This window comes from Pseudomonas sp. NCHU5216 (genome assembly GCF_052156495.1).
GTDB lineage: Bacteria > Pseudomonadota > Gammaproteobacteria > Pseudomonadales > Pseudomonadaceae > Aquipseudomonas.
The window spans coordinates 70,513-86,840 of record NZ_JBQLIX010000023.1 but is presented as its reverse complement, the minus strand read 5'-3'; the positions used below and the strand labels follow the sequence as shown (position 1 = coordinate 86,840).

Here is a 16,328-nt window from a genome sequence, read left to right as displayed (position 1 = left end):
AGTGAAACGACGCATCGCCGATGGTAGTGTGGTGCTTCACCATGTGAGAGTAGGTCATCGTCAAGCTCCTATACGAACGCCCAGTTTGCGCAAGCAGACTGGGCGTTCTTCTATGTGCGCGAAAAAGGGCAGGTGGCGGTGAGAGTCCCGGCGCGCCGGCCGGGTCATAATCAAGCTCCTATACGAAACCCCAGATCGCCAACGCGGTCTGGGGTTTCTTCTTTGCGGCGGGAAAAGCCGAATCCTGGCGTAGGGTGCGCTGTGCGCACCGAAACCGAAACTCCGGCCTCAAGGCCATGGTGCGCGCAGCGCACCCTACGTAGGTTCGAGGTGGCTCGATACATACGGGGTTCGAGCGGCCTGTAGATGCGCTGTGCGCGCCGACGCTCCGGCTTCATGGCCATGGTGCGCGCAGCGCACCCTACGAACTCTGGCCGCGTGGTCGTAGGGGCGCTATGCGTACCGAAGCGCTGGCTTCATTTCATGAGTAGCGCACCCTAGGGGGATGCTTCGTAGCCTTCGCGAGCGCAATAAAAAGGCCACCTTGGAGGTGGCCTTGGCGTGTCTGGAGGCTGTTCAGTCGCCGCGATATTCGCAGCCGCTGGTGCAGGTCTCGTGGATTCGCACGCGTGACAGTTCGGGCAGCAGGGGTTTGACCTGTTGCCAGATCCACTTGGCCAGCACCTCGCTGGTGGGGTTTTCCAGGCCAGGGATGTCGTTGAGGTAGTTGTGATCGAGCTGCTCGTAGATGGGCTTGAAGATCGCCTTGATCTCGGAGAAGTCGCGTATCCAGCCGGTGTGCGGATCCACCTCGCCTTCGATATGCAGCGCCACCCGGAACGAGTGGCCATGCAGGCGACCGCATTTGTGGCCTGCGGGGACATGGGGGAGGCGATGGGCCGCCTCGAAGATGAATTCCTTGAACAGTTCCACTGTGTTGCGCTCGGCTTGCCATGATCGTTAGGGCGCGCAGTTTAGCAGTTCTTGCTCATCGGTCGGGCAGCCAAGAGATAACGAGCAACCGCCTCGGCTCACAGGGGTTGTAGGCGAGCGGCGAGCTGGCCGCTTTCAACCAGTTCGAGAAACTCGTCGCCAAGGCGTTCACTCTCGGCCATCGCCTGTCGCCAGTAGCGTTCGCGACCTGCATCGTCGCCGAGATAGCGCTTGAAGTCGCGACGATCCGGCAGCTTGCCATGGGGCAGGCGCGCCAGGTAGTGCGTAGAGGGTGCAAGCAGCACCACGTTCTGCAGGTGCGCCGGAGTGCTGCGCCGCCAGGGCAGGCCCTTGTCGAACCAACCTGGAATCACCCGGTCGGTGAAGTGTGGGTAGAGCACGATGTCGTCACCGCTGTAGGGCAGATCGAGATGGTAGTCGAGCAGGCCGCCATCGCGGTAGGCTCCCGGCTCCAGACCTGGAATCTCGCGGATGGCCTCCATGACCATGGGGATCGAACCGGAAGCCATCAGGGCATGGCGCAGGTTATCGGCCGTCAATACGTGAAAGTGCGAAGTAAAGTCCTGAAGTCGTGCTAGGGGCGGTAGCTGACGGGCGTCATGCAGAATCACCCGCTCGAAGTGGCGCGCCAATCGTTGCCGGGCCAGCAGGTTGTTGCCGATCACCGAGGACAGCCCGAGGCTGAGCTTGCCGCGATGATCGTGCTGCAAGAGCCCCTGACTTCTCACCACCACGACATGCAGGCGGTAGTGGGCATTGTCGATGATGTCGGTATCCTGATCGGCCAGCAGCTCATCCAGCATGCGCCGGCAGGTGCTGGACACCTCGGCCATGCTCACGCCCTTGGCGAAGCGTTGCGAAGTGTAGAGTTCCCCGAGTCGGCGAATGCCCTCGGCAGGGTCGGGCAGGCAGGCGCTGGCGAAGCGCCAGGAGCCGATGGAGGCGCCGATCAGCGCCCTTTCACGCGGTGCCCGGGCCAGCCAGTCACCGAACAGCGCCAGATCCAGCCCCTGAATGCCAATTCCTTTGGGCCCACCTGCTGCGCCCGGCAGAATGCCGACATCCGCCGGGCTCAGGCCTTGCTCACGGATGCGTGCCAAGGCTTTGCTGCCGGCCTTGATGGTCAGGGCAGGGGCTTTGATGTGGATCGCGCTCATCATCATCTCCATCGATGCAAGCTGGCGATTATAAAGCCCTGTGAAGCACGGCCAAGCGACTTCAGTGGCTGAATGACGCACCTGTGCGAGACAGCATTCAGCTTGAATTAAGTGCCATTACCTAGAGTGGTGGCCGTACAGTTTTCTTTACTGGAGTCTACTCATGAATCGATTGCTCAGTGTTCTGGCCTTTGCCACGCTCGCTGGCGCCGCTACCATTGCCCAGGCGCGCGATCTGGCGCCGGATGAGGCGCAGCGACTACAGGATGCCGGCACCATCAAAACCTTCGAGCAGCTCAATGAACTGGCACTGGCTCAGCATCCCGGGGGCAGTATCAGGGAGAGCGAGCTGGAAGACGAATACGGTCGCTACATCTACCAGATCGAGTTGCACGATGCCCATGGCGTGCAATGGGATCTGGAACTCGATGCCAGTAGCGGCGCCATACTGAAGAATCACCAGGACGACTGATGAACATGCGTACCTTTGCCATTCTCGCGTTGCTGAGTGGCGTGCTGCTCAGTGGCGCGAGCCTGGCGCGTGATCTCGACCAGGACGAGGCCCTGCGCCTGCGCCGGGAGGGGGTCATCCTGCCTTTCGAGCAGATGATGAAACGGGTGGATCAGCATTATCCGGGCTCCACGCTGCTGGAAGCCGAACTCGAGGAGGAGGATGGCGTGCTGGTCTACGAAGTGGAGATCCTCACGCTACAGGGGGTGGTGCGCGAGCTGGAACTGGACGCTCGCGATGGACGCGTTACGAAGGACGAGGAAGATGACTGATGCGCCTGTTGCTGGTTGAGGATCATGTGCCCCTGGCCGATGAGTTGAGCGCCAGCCTGACCCGTCAGGGCTATGCCGTGGATTGGCTGGCCGATGGTCGCGACGCCGCCTATCAGGGCGCGAGCGAGCCCTATGACCTGATCATTCTGGATCTCGGCTTGCCGGGCAAACCCGGGCTCGAGGTGCTGCAGGAGTGGCGTGCCGGCGGCCTGACCACCCCGGTGCTGGTGCTCACCGCGCGCGGCTCCTGGGCCGAGCGCATCGAAGGCCTGAAAGCAGGGGCCGACGATTACCTGACCAAGCCCTTCCACCCGGAAGAATTGGCCTTGCGCATTCAGGCCCTGCTGCGCCGTGCCCATGGCCTGGCCAACCAGCCGCAACTGGAGGCGGCCGGCCTGCAACTGGACGAAAGCCGCCAGTGCGTGACTGCCGGCGGGCAGCGCATCGATCTGACGGCCGCCGAGTTCCGGCTGCTGCGCTATTTCATGCTGCACCCTGGGCAGATCCTGTCCAAGAGCCATTTGGCCGACCACCTCTACGATGGCGAAACCGAGCGCGATTCCAACGTGATCGAGGTTCATGTCAATCGTCTGCGCGGCAAGCTCGGGCGCGAAGTCATCGAAACCCGGCGTGGCCAGGGCTACCGCTTCAGCGGAGAGCGTGGGTGAGGTCGATTCAGCGGCGCCTGAGCCTGGGTCTGGCAGCCGTACTGTTGCTGGTTGGTCTAGCTCTGGCACAGGCTGGCCTATGGGTGTTCGACCGTGGCCTGCGCGCCTACCTGGAAGAGGATCTGCGCGACGAAGCGCAAGGCCTGCTGGCCGCTCTGGTACGTGGCCCGACGGGCGTGCAGCTGGATGAGCGACGCCTCGACCCGTCCTTCCAGCGGCAATTCTCCGGCCATTATTTCCGCATCGATTTCACCGATCACAGTTGGCGCTCACGCTCGCTGTGGGATCGTGAGTTGCTCAAGCCTGCAGGCCCCGGCATGCACGATGGTCTCAGCGATGGGCCGCAGAGGCAGCGCCTGCTGGTGTACCGCGCCGACTACCGGCGTTACGGGGAAAACCTGTCGATCAGCGTGGCGCAGGACTACGCGCCGATCCTGCAAGGCTTTCGCCGCATGCAGTGGCTGGGCCTGGGGCTGGGGGGCGCTGCGCTGGTGCTGATCCTGATTGCCCAGCGCTATACGGTGCGGCGTGCCTTGAAACCCCTTGAGCAGGTGCGGCGGCAGATTGCCCAGTTGCAGCAGGGCCAGCGCAGCGAGCTGGATACCCTGGTGCCCGAAGAGCTGGAGCCCCTGGTGGCGCAGATCAACCACTTGCTGGCCCATACCGAAGACACCCTGAAGCGCTCACGTAACGCCCTGGGCAATCTGGGCCATGCTCTGAAAACCCCGCTGGCGGTGTTGATCAGCCTGGCCGGGCGCGAAGAATTGGCGGCCCATCCGGCCTTGCGTGCCACGTTGCGCGAACAGCTCGAACAGATCGAACAGCGCCTGAGCCGCGAACTGGGCCGTGCGCGCCTGGCAGGGGAGGCACTGCCCGGAGCGCGTTTCGATTGCGCCCAGGAACTGCCTGGGCTATTCGCCACCCTGGCTATGATTCATGACCATGGCATCGAATTGGACTGGCAGGCACCTGCCGGCCTGGTGGTGCAGCGCGATCGCGAAGACCTGCTGGAGTTGCTCGGCAATCTGCTGGACAACGCCTGCAAATGGGCCGATGGCCGCGTGTGCCTGGAGCTGCAGGAGGCGCCTGGCAAGCTGCTGATCCACGTCGATGACGATGGCCCTGGCATCGAACCGCTGCGCCGTGAGCAGGTGCTGGGGCGGGGCACACGCCTGGACGAGCAGGTCGCCGGGCATGGCCTGGGCCTGGGCATCGTGCGCGATATCGTCGAAGCCTGGGGCGGCCGTATCCGTCTCGAAGACAGCCCGCTGGGCGGGCTGCGTGTGGCCATCGAGCTGCCGAGCCGCTAACAGGCTGTTGAAAAACTACCTACGTTGCCATTGCTGCGTTAAAAACAGACTCAAAATGCTCATTTACAGCTCGTAAACTCCGCTTTTTCGCCTGTTTTTGCCTTGCACTGGCTGCCTCGCATACGTTTTTCAACGGCCTGCTGCGGCTCCTTACATGCCGTTGGCGAACGCCGGGTTGTCGAAGCCGATGGCGGCGCGTACCGGCTGCAGGGCGTGGGCATAGCGCACCAGCACATCGAGGGCATAGTTGGCGCGCTCGTGGATACGCTGATCGGCTTCATCCTGCGCTTGTGGTGCATTCAGCACCTTCTCCACCTGGCGCACGATCAGGTGTTCGGGCAGGTAGCAGAGGCGGCAGTTCTTGTAGCTGGAGGCGCGCAGCTCGCTGATCGGGTAGGCGCCGCCGATACCCGAGGAAACGCCCACCAGCAGCCCCGGCTTGTGCGCCAGCTCCGCCTTGCTGGCATAGAGGAAGAAGTTCTTGATTGCCGGGCAGGCCATGCCGTTCCACTCCGGGGCAACGATCACCAGTGCATCGGCCGCCGCCAGTTGCTGGCGATAGAGCTCCCAGGGGCCACCGTCTTCCGTTGGCCAGAGTGGCAGCGGCGCCAGGCCCAGGTCGATGATGCTGCTCGATTCCTGGGTGGTATGACCCATTTCGATCAGACGCTGCCGCAGAAAACGTGCGACCTTTCCCGACTGACTGTTGTTACGGCTGGAGCCGGCGACCAAGGCGATATTGAGCATGCTGCTTCCCCGAAAAAAGAACGCAGGCTAGGCCATCGAAGGCCTGTACGGCAAGGGAAGCCCTGCCAGATCGGGGAGGATTTGGCGTCATGGTTTGATTCAAAATGTGCACGAGGCGCCCGCTGGATCGAGCGTTCGTCGTTTTGACAGGCCGATCCGCTTGCTGCAGAGTACGCGGCTTTTTGCGGTCGCTGGCCGCGCGCTGAATGCTGGAGGCTTTTCATGAACGCAGTAATCGCGGCGGTTGGCGTCATGCTGGCCTTGAGCCTGTGTCGGGTTCATGTGGTGGTGGCGCTGATCGTCGGCGCTCTGGTCGGTGGGTTGCTCGGTGGCTTGGGTGTCGAGGGCACGCTGGCCGCGTTCAACCAGGGGCTGGGTGGTGGCGCCAAGGTGGCGCTGTCCTACGCATTGCTGGGTGCCTTCGCTGTGGCTATCGCCAAATCCGGCATGGCTCATGCCCTGGCCGACAAGGCGTTGGGGCTGGTTGGTGGCAAGCGTGAAGGTGGCGGTGCTGTGCTCAAGTGGACCTTGATCGCGCTACTGCTCCTGGTAGCCATCGCTTCGCAGAACGTTCTGCCCATCCATATCGCCTTCATCCCGCTGCTGGTACCGCCACTGCTTTACGTCATGAGCAGTCAGCAACTGGATCGCCGGCTGATCGCCTGCGTGCTGACTTTCGGCCTGGTCACACCCTACATGTTCCTGCCCGTGGGCTTCGGCAGCATCTTCCTCAACGAAATCCTCCTGGCCAACGTCGCCCACGCCGGCGCCGACGTCAGTGGCGTGAGCATCACCCAGGCCATGGCGATTCCGGCTCTGGGCATGTTCTGTGGCTTGCTGGTCGCGGTGTTGTTCAGCTACCGCGGCAAACGCAGCTACGATCTGAAGAAGATCGAACAGGCCGAACGGGTGAACGTCCAGTACAACCCCATGAGCCTGCTGGTGGCCGGCGTCGCCATCGCCGCTGCCTTCGTCGTGCAGCTCTGGCTGGATTCGATGATCATCGGCGCCTTGGCTGGCTTCGTGATCTTCTCGATCTCCGGTGTGGTGCGTTGGCGCGAGGCCGATGGTTTGTTCACCGAAGGCATGAAGATGATGGCCATGATCGGTTTCATCATGATCGCAGCGGCCGGCTTCGCCGCGGTGATGGAGGCGACCGGCGAGGTGAAGGCCCTGGTGAATGGCGCGGCAGAGCTGATCGGCCACAACAAGGCTCTGGGCGCACTGCTGATGCTGCTGGTAGGGCTGCTGGTGACCATGGGCATCGGCTCGTCATTCTCCACCGTGCCGATCATTGCCGCGATCTTCGTGCCACTGGGCCTGCAACTGGGGTTCAGCCCTTTGGCCATCGTCAGTATCGTCGGCACGGCCGGCGCGCTGGGCGATGCTGGCTCGCCGGCCTCCGACTCCACCCTGGGGCCGACCGCCGGCCTGAACGTGGACGGCCAGCACAACCACATCTGGGACAGCGTGGTGCCCACCTTCCTGCACTACAACCTGCCGTTGCTAGCGTTCGGTTGGGCCGCAGCTATGCTTCTGTGAGGGCATCTTCCGCACTCGGATTTCCAGTCCATCGGGTCGCTTTCAAGTTCTTCAGCGGGGCTGCCGATACAAGCGGTAGCCCCGCTTTTTCATTGGCCGCACAAAGGACAACAAGAAATGCGCCTGACATTGAAAGCCAAGGTAATACTCCTGGCCCTGGTGCCGGTGATGCTCTTCGCACTGGTACTCAGCGGTACCGCCGCCAAGGTGTTGCAGAGCCTGGCCGCCGACGAGGTGGCCGAGACCCGAGAGCGCTTGCTGCAGGAGAAGCGCACCGAGCTGCAGAACTACATCCAGATCGCCGTCGGGGCGGTGAAGAGCCTCTACGACAACGCCAGTCAGGGCGACATGGCCAGCCGCGAGCAGGCCATCGCCATTCTCTCGAAGATCAAGTACGGCACCGACGGTTACTTCTTCGCGCATGATTCCAACGTCGTGCGCCTGTTTCGCAGCGACAGCCCGGTGGACGTCGGCAAGAGCCTGACCGACCGTCGTGATGTGAACGGCGTGTACATCAACCGCGAGCTGGTCAATGTCGCCAAGAACAATACCTACTTCGTGAACTACTCCTCGCCGCTGCCGGGCAACGAGTCGGTGCAGGTGCCCAAGCTCGCCTACAGCTACTACTTGCCCAAGTGGGACATGGCGTTGGGCACTGCGCTCAATCTTGACGGTATCGAGGCGCAGATCGCCGAGGTGCAGGCAGACATCGACAAGCGTATCAGCACCATCATCACCAGTGTCGTGGTCGTGGCAGCGGTGCTGCTGGTGCTGGTCGGTATCGTCGCGGTGTGGTTGGGCAATGCCTTTCTGCGGCCACTGGTGCAGATCAAGGCGAACCTCGATGATATCGCCGCCGGAGATGGTGACCTGACCCATCGCCTCCCCATCACCAGCCAGGATGAGTTGGGCGAGCTGTCCGGCTCCTTCAACCGCTTCGTCGAGAAAATCCATGGCCTGGTGCGGCAGATCGCCGAAATGACCGGCCAGCTCACCGACCTGGTCGGTCAGGTGTCCGCTCAGGCGCAGCGTTCCGAGCAGGCCATGGCGCAGCAGCGGCATGAAACCGATCAGGTGGCCACGGCGATCAACCAGATGTCGGCGGCGGCGCATGAGGTGGCCAAGAGTGCGCAGAACGCGGCCGAGGCTGCCCAGCAGACTGACCATGAGGGCCAGGAGGCCAAGCGCGTGGTCGACGGCAGCATCCAGAGCATTCATGCCTTGGTCGAGGATATCCGCAGCAGCGGCGTGTCGCTGGACAGCCTGCAGGAGGACGTGCAGTCCATCGTCAGCGTGCTCGACGTGATCCGCTCCATCGCCGAGCAGACCAACCTGTTGGCGCTCAATGCGGCCATCGAGGCGGCGCGGGCCGGGGAGGCCGGGCGCGGTTTCGCGGTGGTGGCCGACGAGGTGCGGGCGCTGGCCAGCCGCACCCAGCAAAGCACGCAGGAAATCCAGGGCATGATCGACCGCCTACAGCAGGGCACCCAGGCCGCGGTAACGGCCATGCGCCGCTCCAGCGATGCCGGCGAGCTGACCAGCGAACAGGCCAACAAGGCCGGCGCCTCGCTGGATGCCATCGCGCAACTGATTGCCACCATCAACGCGATGAACGCGCAGATCGCCAGTGCCGCCGAGGAGCAGACCGCCGTGGCCGAGGAAATCAACCGCAGCGTGCACCAGATCGCCGGGGCGGTGGATAGCGTCGCCAGCGAGACGGAGCAGGGCGCGCAGACCGCGCGCAGCCTGGCCGGGCTAGGCGATCGCCTCAACGCGCTGGTGCGTCAGTTCCGCATCTGATGCCATAGTCTGACCCCGCAAATGAAAAAGCCCGCAGTCGCGGGCTTGTTCATTTCTGTAGCAGAGGTCAGACGATCACGCCCTGGCTGCGCAGGTAGTCGTCGTAGCTGCCGCTGAAGTCGGTCACACCGTTGTCCGACAGCTCGATGATGCGCGTGGCCAGGGAGCTGACGAACTCACGGTCGTGGCTGACGAAGATCAGCGTGCCCGGGTAGTTCTCCAGCGCCAGGTTGAGCGCCTCGATGGATTCCATGTCCAGGTGGTTGGTCGGTTCGTCCATCACCAGCACGTTGGGTTTCTGGCAGGCCAGCTTGCCGAACAGCATGCGGCCCTGTTCACCACCGGAGAGCACCTTCACCGACTTCTGAATCTCGTCGGAGGAGAACAGCATGCGACCCAGGGCAGCGCGAATGTTCTGCTCGCCGCTGGTCCACTGGCCCATCCACTCGAACAGGGTTTCGTCGGCCTCGAAGTCGTGGGCGTGATCCTGGGCGTAGTAGCCCACCTCGGCGCTGTCGGTCCATTTCACCGCGCCGGCGTCCGGGGTCATCTCACCGACCAGGTTGCGCAGCAGGGTGGTCTTGCCGATGCCGTTGGGGCCGATGATGGCCACGCGCTCACCCGCTTCGATGGTGAAGCTGAAGTTCTTGAACAGCACCTTGTCGTCGAAGGCCTTGGACAGCTTCTCGACGGTGACCGCCTGGCGGTGCAGCTTCTTGTTCTGGTCGAAGCGAATGAACGGGCTGACGCGGCTGGACGGCTTGACCTCGGCGAGCTGGATCTTGTCGATCTGCTTGGCGCGGCTGGTGGCCTGCTTGGCCTTGGAGGCGTTGGCCGAGAAGCGGCTGACGAAGGTTTGCAGCTCGGCGATCTGTGCCTTCTTCTTGGCGTTGTCGGCCAGCAGTTGCTCGCGTGCCTGGGTCGCAGCGGTCATGTACTCGTCGTAGTTGCCCGGGAACAGGCGCAGCTCGCCGTAATCCAGGTCGGCCATGTGGGTGCAGACCGCATTGAGGAAGTGGCGGTCGTGGGAAATGATGATCATGGTGCTGTTACGCGCCGTGAGGATGTTTTCCAGCCAGCGGATGGTGTTGATATCCAGGTGGTTGGTCGGTTCGTCGAGCAGCAGCACGTCCGGGTCGGCGAACAGCGCCTGGGCCAGCAGCACGCGCAGCTTCCAGCCGGGGGCGACTTCGCTCATCGGGCCGAAGTGCTGTTCCAGCGGAATGCCCAGACCGAGCAGCAGCTCACCGGCGCGGGACTCGGCGGTGTAGCCGTCCATCTCGGCGAACTCGCCTTCCAGCTCGCCCACCTTCATACCGTCTTCTTCGCTCATTTCCGGCAGCGAATAGATGCGGTCACGCTCGGCCTTGACCTTCCACAGCTCCGCGTGGCCCATGATCACCGTGTCGATCACGTTGAATTCTTCGTAGGCGAACTGATCCTGACGCAGCTTGCCCAGGCGCACGTTGGGTTCGAGCATCACCTGGCCGGCCGACGGCTCCAGATCGCCGCCAAGAATCTTCATGAAAGTCGACTTGCCGCAGCCGTTGGCGCCGATCAGGCCGTAGCGGTTGCCGTTGTTGAACTTGACGGAAACGTTCTCGAACAGCGGCTTGGCGCCGAACTGCATGGTGATGTTAGCGGTGGAAATCAAAGGGCTTACCTATCAGTAACTTGAGGTGCGCTGTTGAACGGGTGATACCGCTTCGAGCCTTGCAACCCGGCCCGAACCGAGGAAGACGAACCTGCGCAGATGAGTGAAGGCTACGACCCTGCCGGCAGACGAGCCGTTGGGGCTGCTCAGCATGGGTGTGTCGGATATCGTGGCGCCGCAGCCTGCTGGTGCTCAGGGCAGCGCCGAGGCGCGCAATGGTATCACTTGGCATCTGTAACTTCAGCCATCGCGGTACACAAGGGTAGGGTGCGCCGCGCGCGCCATTGAACAGATTTACTTACTGCGAGGGTCAGCAGACCATTCCACCAACTGCGTCAGGGTGAGAGTGCTAACCCCTAAGCTCAGTTTCGATGCCCAGATTGGTAGCTGCCCCTGACACAGCCGTTGCTGTCATAACCGACAGTGGTTTGGTCGAGATACTTGTCGTTCCAGTAAGTGCTTGCGCCAGCGCCGTGAGCATGGCCGTCACGATTGGGGGCGCCATACATGGATTCCACGTCCTTGCGGGACATGCCCGGGACTATCTCACCACGCACTTTGGCAGTGCGCAGGTCACGATCAGAAAGTCCGGTGCTGCAAGGAGGTCGTTCAGCAGAGCCGCCCACCACGGTCACCGACGCGCCTTCACCCTTCGCTTGATCCGGCATGTAGCCTTGGGCCGAGGGGGATTGCCGAGCAGCAGCGTGCCTGCTGGGCTGCGCCATTCTGGTCGGTGCGCTGCTGCCACTTGGGGTTTGGTTATGGGCCGATACCACATCATCGAGGGCGTGGTTGTCCGGGCAGTTCTGCTGGGTGAAGGTGACCTTGCCCTTGGCGTCGACGCACTTGAACACGGTTGCCGCTTGAGCGGCCGGCATGGCGCCCGTCAACAGGCACAACAAGAAAAGCGATCTGATCATGAGGGTTCCCTCCCGAGTATCGGCTTCGGCAATCTACCAGCACTGTGCCACTACTCAAAGCTTCAGCGAACTTGCAGGGAAACGGAACCAGGATACGAGCGGTAATGATCGAACCGGGGAAGCGGCAGGGCTGTAAGGGTGGGAAGTACTCAGCAGAAATTCGCCGTATAGAAGTCATCTGCTCGCCCGGGTGGTCTACTCGGGCTGAGCTTCAGTTGACCGGTCGTTATTGCTCGGAAGCTCTACCCGACTGAGCCACAGGCGCTGCTGGAAACGCAGCGGGAAGCGGTTGCACAGGGGCGCGCCTGCGAAGGCGGGCGCCTGGTAGCGCAGGTTGCGCGTGAGGCGGCGCAGGCAGTTCTGCATGATGTCCAGGGTGACCCATTCCCCCGGGCAGCGGTGCCCGCTGTCGTGCTGCCCGCCGCCCTGGGGGATCAGGGTATGGGCGTCCAGTTGCCGGGCCTTGAAACGTTCGGGGGCGAAGGCTTCTGGGTTTTCCCAGACATCGCTGCAGCGGTTGCTGCCGTACAGGTCGAGCAGCACCCGCGCGCCGCGTTGCAGGCGCATGCCGCGCCAGTCGAACGGCTGCGTCACCCGTGCGGCGACGAAGGGAAAGAAGGCATACAGACGCCGAACTTCCTGAGCGAAGGGCAGCAGCCAGCTATCGTCCTCGCGCAGGCGTTGTTCCCAGAGAGGGCGGCGCGCCAGTTCCACCATGGCGTAGAGCAGGAAATAAGCGATGGCCACCACCGGGCGCAGCAGGTTGAGCAGCTCCACCGCGGCGACTCGTGGCGCCAGCGGTTGGCCGTCCTCCTCGCGGTAGCGGGCCAGGCGATCCGCTGGGCTGCCTGCAGGTAGCACATCGCCGCTGCGGCGTTGGCGCCGGATCAGGCGGGCACCCCAATGCTCGGCTCGGCGACGCGCCCAGCGCCCGCGCAGTTGCCCCAGGCCGATGCTGCCAGCCCCTTCGATCAAGGCCACGAACTGGTGCTGGCGCCTGGCCGAATGCTCGCTGGCGGGCAGGCCGGCCCAGCTCATCACGGCGCGAAACAGCACCCTCTGCATCTCGCTGAGGAAGTCCAGGGTGCCGGCTGCGGCCCAGCCAGGCAGGGCGGCCATCAGGGTTGCGTCCACCTGCTGCGTCAGCCTTGCCGCCTGTTCGCCGCTGAGCAGCTCCAGGAACAGAGTCTTGCGCCGTCTGTGCGCGGGGCCGTCCAGGCCCTGGATCGCCTGGCTGCCGAACAGGGTGTGAATCAGCATGCGCGGCGCCGCATCGACCCGGCTGAGGTGTGGGCTGGCGTAAAACAGCTCCGCCGCCTCATGCCCCTGCAGGCAGTAGGTGCGCTGCAACAGGATGCGGCTCTCGAAGATGGGGCTGTGCAGGCGGCGTGCGTTATTGCCGATGAAGTCGTAGCCCTCGCGCAGCAGGGCGACGGTACTTTCCAGGCGCGGGTCGCGGGGGATTTTCAACTCAGCCCATCCTCGGTGGTGAACGTCCTGTCGTCAGGTCGGGGCGGCTCAGCGAGCGCCGTTACGCAGGCGCCTCAGCCCCCAACCGACCAGCAGCACGGCCGCCGTGCCGGTCAGCAGGGCCGGCATGCGGCTAGCCGCCGGGCTGCTGCGCCAACCGCCGTCGATGCGCCGTTCCCCAGTCGCTGGCTGGAACAGGTTGCCGGTGGAGTGCGGCATGCGTGGCCCGCGTTTCAGCGCGCCGCCCACCACCAGCCCGGAGAGCTGGGCGAAGCCCGGCAGGAGGAAATGGCCGAGGCGCAGCAGGGTTGCGGCGCGCCCCACGGTGCGGCTTGGGCGGGGATCGAGGGCCAGTTCCACCATGGCATCGGCGACCTGGCGCGGGTCGTAGCGTGGCGGCGGCGGGCTGAGCTGATGGCCGGTGAAGTTGGCGCCATCGCGAAAGCCGGGGGTGTCCATCACCGCTGGGTAGAGGTCGCAGACATGGATGTGCGGCCAGCGCACCAGTTCGCCGCGCAGCGCTTCGGTGAGCCCGCGCAGGCCGTACTTGGCAGCGGAATAGGCGGCCGCGTAGGGCTGGGCGACCCAACTGCCGAGCGACAGGGTGTTGATCAGGATGCCCGAGGTCTGCGCCTTGAAATACGGCAGCACGACATGAGCGCCGCGCAGGTAGCCGAGCAGGTCGGTCTGTACCACCTGCTCGTGAGCGTTCAGCGGGGTGTCCTCGAAGCAGCCCACCGCGCCGACGCCGGCATTGTTGACCCAGACGTCGATGCGCCCATCACCGAAGGCTGCGGCCTGTTCGGCCAGGTGCTGCATCGACTCGTTGCGGGTGACGTCGGTAGGCACGGCCAGGGCGCGGGCACCGATTCGCTCGCATTCTTCGACGACGGTGGCCAGTGCCGCTTCATCACGGGCCGCCAGTACCAGGCGCGCGCCATGCCGGGCGAAGGCATGGGCGGCGCAGCGGCCGATGCCGCTCGAGGCGCCGGTGATCACCACCAGTGCGTCGTTCAGTTGAACGCTTGCCATTGGATTCTCCTGCAGTCGGTGGAACGGGTGGGTGATGCGCCAATTGCCAGCGAGGCTGCTTGGCGCCAGTCGCTGGGGCTATGGCCCTTGTTAATGGGGACTGAGGAGCTTCGCGGGGAGTTCAGCCTGTTTTTACTCACGGCCGGGTCGTGGCCCGGAACCCCTGCGCCGTTGGTGAGCGAGGCAAGGGGCAGGGCGGAAAACTCCCTGAACCTGGCTTTGCCTGCCCCTGTCCACTGCGCACATCGCCACTGAAACCGGCATGGGCAGGGAAGCGAGGATTTCCCTCGACGTTGCTGATGACTGACGTGCTGCTCGGTGAGCCCGAGGTGCCATGCAGGGCCATAGTGCGATGCCATGAGTCGAACCCGGTGCGCGCGGCCCTGGCGCCCTTGGCCTCCCGAGACTCTGCCTCGGGGGCGGGTATCGACTGACGATTGCAGACCTACTACGAGTGGAGAATGCTCATGAATAACGCCGATATCGAATCCTGCATCAAGGCCTGTCTGGACTGTGCCGTGACCTGTGACCGTTGCTTTGCCGCCTGCCTGAGCGAAGGCCAGGTGCAGATGATGGCCAAGTGTATCCAGCTGGATCGCGAGTGCTCGGAAGTGTGCCGCCTCGCGGCGTCGCTGATGGCCAGTGGCAGCGAGCTGGCAGCGGCCTTCTGCGGCGTCTGCGCCGAGATCTGCAGCAAATGTGGTGAAGAGTGCAGCCGGCATGAGGCCCAGCACTGCCAGGACTGCGCCAAGACCTGCAAGGCCTGCGCCGAGGCCTGTCGCCGCATGGCGGCCTGACGCCGGCCTGATGAGCCCTGCGGTTCGTGGCTGCGGGGCTCATGCGCACGGCTGGCGCCTGACAGCCGGAAGGGTCGTTGCGACCCGGGACGCGCCTCGGAGGGAGCGTGGAGGAATTCTTCAAGAGTCTGTTTTTCGCGGTGACCATCGTGCTGCTGCTCGGTGTGTTGTCGCGCCCACTCAAACGTCATGGCCTGGCCGCGCCCTTGCTCGCCCTGCTGGCGGGCACCCTGCTGGGCCCGCAGGTGTTCGACCTGCTGCGCACCGATACCTGGCAGCAGCCCCATGAGCTGCTGGAGAAGGCGGCGCAACTGAGCCTGGCGATCGGTCTGATGAGCGTGGCGTTGCGCCTGCCGGCCGGCTTTGTGCCGCGTCACTGGCGTTCGCTGGCAGTGCTGCTGGGGCTGGCCTTGCCGCTGATGTGCCTGTGCGCGGCGCTGCCAGTGTATGGCTTGTTCGACCTGTCGCCGCTGCTGGCGCTTTTGATCGGCGCGGTGGTCTGCCCGACCGATCCCATCGTCGCCACCTCGGTGGTGACCGGCGAGATCGCCGAACGCAACTTGGACGGGCGCCTGCGTCATCTGATTTCGGCCGAATCGGGCATCAACGATGGCCTGGGCTTGCCATTGGTGATGCTGCCGCTGTTGCTGCTGAACCTGACACCTGCCGAAGCGGGCCAGCATTGGTTGCTGCGGGTGTTGCTGCAAGAGGTCGCTGGCGCCGTGCTGCTGGGCCTGGTGATCGGCCTGCTGGCCGGCTATCTGTTGCGCCTGGCCGAGGCCAAGGGCGCCATCGAGCGGCCTTCGTTCATGAGCTACACGGTGGCGCTGTCCTTGCTCACCCTGTCGGCCGCCGAGCTGCTGCAGGTCGATGGCATCCTCGCGGTGTTCTTCGCCGGCCTGGCATTCGATCAGAAGGTCGGGGGCAAGGCGCGTGCCGAGGAGGAGCGGGTGCAGGAGGCCATGGATCAGTTCTTCACCCTGCCGATCTTCATGTTGCTGGGGGCCATGCTGCCCTGGCAGGACTGGCTGGCGCTCGGCTGGCCTGCGCTGGCGTTGGTGGTGGCCGTGCTCCTGCTGCGGCGCTTGCCGGTGCTGTGGCTGCTGCGCCCCTGGCTGCCGGCCTTGCAGGCGCCGCGCGACCTGCTGTTCGCCGGCTGGTTCGGCCCCATTGGCGTCGCTGCGCTGCTCTATGCGTTGATGGCCAGCGAGCGCAGTGGTGAGCCGCTGGTCTGGCAACTCGGCAGCCTACTGATCTGCGCCTCGGTGGTGGTGCATGGGCTGACCGCCACGCCCTTCACCCGCCTCTACGGGCGCCTCTAAAAACTACCTTGGCTTTGATTTTCCTGCGTCGCTCTACCTCCTGCATCCCTCAGTCGTGCGTTGCCATCGCGGCGTTAAAAATAGGTTTTTCGCGGAGCGGAGTCTCGGGGAAGTCAGTATTGACACCGGACTGGCAAGTTTGTGTGTTGATTTCGGTGGTTTTCGGTGTTCA

16 protein-coding genes are annotated in these 16,328 nt (G+C 63.9%); 9 read left to right on the top strand and 7 right to left on the bottom strand.

The window, feature by feature from the left end; all coding sequences use genetic code 11:
- Nucleotides 1-576: 576 nt before the first annotated feature.
- Together queD and ACSVIK_RS16705 are read right to left on the bottom strand one after the other, a co-directional pair.
- On the bottom strand, nucleotides 577-933 hold the full coding sequence (queD, locus tag ACSVIK_RS16710) for a 6-carboxytetrahydropterin synthase QueD (RefSeq protein ID WP_277374488.1): 357 nt from the start codon (nucleotides 931-933) through the stop codon (nucleotides 577-579).
- Between the two features lie 98 nt (nucleotides 934-1,031).
- Nucleotides 1,032-2,111, bottom strand: coding sequence for a patatin-like phospholipase family protein (locus ACSVIK_RS16705; protein WP_442445375.1), 1,080 nt, complete (start codon nucleotides 2,109-2,111; stop codon nucleotides 1,032-1,034).
- A 163-nt stretch (nucleotides 2,112-2,274) separates the two neighbouring features.
- On the opposite strand from ACSVIK_RS16705, the gene ACSVIK_RS16700 reads away from it, so the two are divergent.
- From ACSVIK_RS16700 to ACSVIK_RS16685, 4 genes are read left to right on the top strand one after another with little or no spacing between them, the layout of a single operon-like run.
- On the top strand, nucleotides 2,275-2,583 hold the full coding sequence (locus ACSVIK_RS16700) for a PepSY domain-containing protein (protein ID WP_442445374.1): 309 nt from the start codon (nucleotides 2,275-2,277) through the stop codon (nucleotides 2,581-2,583).
- On the top strand, nucleotides 2,583-2,894 hold the full coding sequence (locus ACSVIK_RS16695) for a PepSY domain-containing protein (RefSeq protein WP_442445373.1): 312 nt from the start codon (nucleotides 2,583-2,585) through the stop codon (nucleotides 2,892-2,894). The genes ACSVIK_RS16700 and ACSVIK_RS16695 overlap by 1 nt, the downstream gene beginning before the upstream one ends.
- On the top strand, nucleotides 2,894-3,562 hold the full coding sequence (locus ACSVIK_RS16690) for a response regulator transcription factor (protein WP_268177893.1): 669 nt from the start codon (nucleotides 2,894-2,896) through the stop codon (nucleotides 3,560-3,562). The genes ACSVIK_RS16695 and ACSVIK_RS16690 overlap by 1 nt, the downstream gene beginning before the upstream one ends.
- Nucleotides 3,559-4,872 carry a sensor histidine kinase gene (locus tag ACSVIK_RS16685; RefSeq protein ID WP_442445372.1) on the top strand — a complete coding sequence of 438 codons (1,314 nt, stop codon included), beginning with the start codon at nucleotides 3,559-3,561 and terminating at the stop codon, nucleotides 4,870-4,872. The genes ACSVIK_RS16690 and ACSVIK_RS16685 overlap by 4 nt, the downstream gene beginning before the upstream one ends.
- A gap of 150 nt (nucleotides 4,873-5,022) precedes the next feature.
- On the opposite strand, the gene ACSVIK_RS16680 is transcribed toward ACSVIK_RS16685, so the two are convergent.
- Entirely contained in the window at nucleotides 5,023-5,619 is a 597-nt protein-coding gene (locus tag ACSVIK_RS16680) for an NADPH-dependent FMN reductase (protein WP_442445371.1), read from the bottom strand.
- A gap of 222 nt (nucleotides 5,620-5,841) precedes the next feature.
- Between ACSVIK_RS16680 and ACSVIK_RS16675 the strand changes: the two genes are divergently transcribed.
- Both ACSVIK_RS16675 and ACSVIK_RS16670 read left to right on the top strand, forming a co-directional pair.
- Nucleotides 5,842-7,161: a Na+/H+ antiporter family protein gene (locus ACSVIK_RS16675; RefSeq protein WP_442445370.1), complete on the top strand. Its 1,320-nt coding sequence runs from the start codon at nucleotides 5,842-5,844 to the stop codon at nucleotides 7,159-7,161.
- 117 nt (nucleotides 7,162-7,278) lie between these two features.
- Nucleotides 7,279-8,961: a methyl-accepting chemotaxis protein gene (locus ACSVIK_RS16670; RefSeq protein ID WP_442445369.1), complete on the top strand. Its 1,683-nt coding sequence runs from the start codon at nucleotides 7,279-7,281 to the stop codon at nucleotides 8,959-8,961.
- Nucleotides 8,962-9,028: 67 nt separating this feature from the next.
- Here ACSVIK_RS16670 and ACSVIK_RS16665 read toward each other — a convergent pair whose 3' ends face one another.
- Nucleotides 9,029-10,615, bottom strand: coding sequence for an ABC-F family ATPase (locus tag ACSVIK_RS16665; protein WP_442445368.1), 1,587 nt, complete (start codon nucleotides 10,613-10,615; stop codon nucleotides 9,029-9,031).
- A gap of 103 nt (nucleotides 10,616-10,718) precedes the next feature.
- On the opposite strand from ACSVIK_RS16665, the gene ACSVIK_RS16660 reads away from it, so the two are divergent.
- Nucleotides 10,719-10,853: a hypothetical protein gene (locus ACSVIK_RS16660; RefSeq protein ID WP_442445367.1), complete on the top strand. Its 135-nt coding sequence runs from the start codon at nucleotides 10,719-10,721 to the stop codon at nucleotides 10,851-10,853.
- Nucleotides 10,854-10,977: 124 nt separating this feature from the next.
- On the opposite strand, the gene ACSVIK_RS16655 is transcribed toward ACSVIK_RS16660, so the two are convergent.
- From ACSVIK_RS16655 to ACSVIK_RS16645, 3 genes are all read right to left on the bottom strand, one after another.
- Nucleotides 10,978-11,535: a DUF4124 domain-containing protein gene (locus ACSVIK_RS16655; protein WP_442445366.1), complete on the bottom strand. Its 558-nt coding sequence runs from the start codon at nucleotides 11,533-11,535 to the stop codon at nucleotides 10,978-10,980.
- Nucleotides 11,536-11,730: 195 nt separating this feature from the next.
- Entirely contained in the window at nucleotides 11,731-13,005 is a 1,275-nt protein-coding gene (locus ACSVIK_RS16650) for a cytochrome P450 (protein WP_442445365.1), read from the bottom strand.
- 48 nt (nucleotides 13,006-13,053) lie between these two features.
- Nucleotides 13,054-14,037 (bottom strand): SDR family oxidoreductase, encoded by a 984-nt coding sequence (locus ACSVIK_RS16645; RefSeq protein WP_442445364.1) that lies wholly within the window; start codon nucleotides 14,035-14,037, stop codon nucleotides 13,054-13,056.
- A gap of 467 nt (nucleotides 14,038-14,504) precedes the next feature.
- Here ACSVIK_RS16645 and ACSVIK_RS16640 point away from each other — a divergent pair, with 467 nt between their 5' ends.
- Nucleotides 14,505-14,834, top strand: a complete 330-nt coding sequence (locus ACSVIK_RS16640) for a four-helix bundle copper-binding protein (RefSeq protein WP_442445363.1) — start codon at nucleotides 14,505-14,507, stop codon at nucleotides 14,832-14,834.
- Nucleotides 14,835-14,941: 107 nt separating this feature from the next.
- Nucleotides 14,942-16,156, top strand: coding sequence for a cation:proton antiporter domain-containing protein (locus ACSVIK_RS16635; protein WP_442445362.1), 1,215 nt, complete (start codon nucleotides 14,942-14,944; stop codon nucleotides 16,154-16,156).
- Nucleotides 16,157-16,328 lie beyond the last annotated feature (172 nt).

What these genes read in the sequence shown, in the direction of transcription:
- ACSVIK_RS16695 (WP_442445373.1), top strand. Translation starts at nt 2,583, where the DNA reads ATGAACATGCGTACCTTTGCCATTCTCGCGTTGCTGAGTGGCGTGCTG.
- ACSVIK_RS16675 (WP_442445370.1), top strand. Translation starts at nt 5,842, where the DNA reads ATGAACGCAGTAATCGCGGCGGTTGGCGTCATGCTGGCCTTGAGCCTG.
- ACSVIK_RS16680 (WP_442445371.1), bottom strand. Translation starts at nt 5,619, where the DNA reads ATGCTCAATATCGCCTTGGTCGCCGGCTCCAGCCGTAACAACAGTCAG.
- ACSVIK_RS16645 (WP_442445364.1), bottom strand. Translation starts at nt 14,037, where the DNA reads ATGGCAAGCGTTCAACTGAACGACGCACTGGTGGTGATCACCGGCGCC.
- ACSVIK_RS16705 (WP_442445375.1), bottom strand. Translation starts at nt 2,111, where the DNA reads ATGAGCGCGATCCACATCAAAGCCCCTGCCCTGACCATCAAGGCCGGC.
- ACSVIK_RS16640 (WP_442445363.1), top strand. Translation starts at nt 14,505, where the DNA reads ATGAATAACGCCGATATCGAATCCTGCATCAAGGCCTGTCTGGACTGT.
- ACSVIK_RS16670 (WP_442445369.1), top strand. Translation starts at nt 7,279, where the DNA reads ATGCGCCTGACATTGAAAGCCAAGGTAATACTCCTGGCCCTGGTGCCG.
- ACSVIK_RS16700 (WP_442445374.1), top strand. Translation starts at nt 2,275, where the DNA reads ATGAATCGATTGCTCAGTGTTCTGGCCTTTGCCACGCTCGCTGGCGCC.
- ACSVIK_RS16690 (WP_268177893.1), top strand. Translation starts at nt 2,894, where the DNA reads ATGCGCCTGTTGCTGGTTGAGGATCATGTGCCCCTGGCCGATGAGTTG.
- ACSVIK_RS16655 (WP_442445366.1), bottom strand. Translation starts at nt 11,535, where the DNA reads ATGATCAGATCGCTTTTCTTGTTGTGCCTGTTGACGGGCGCCATGCCG.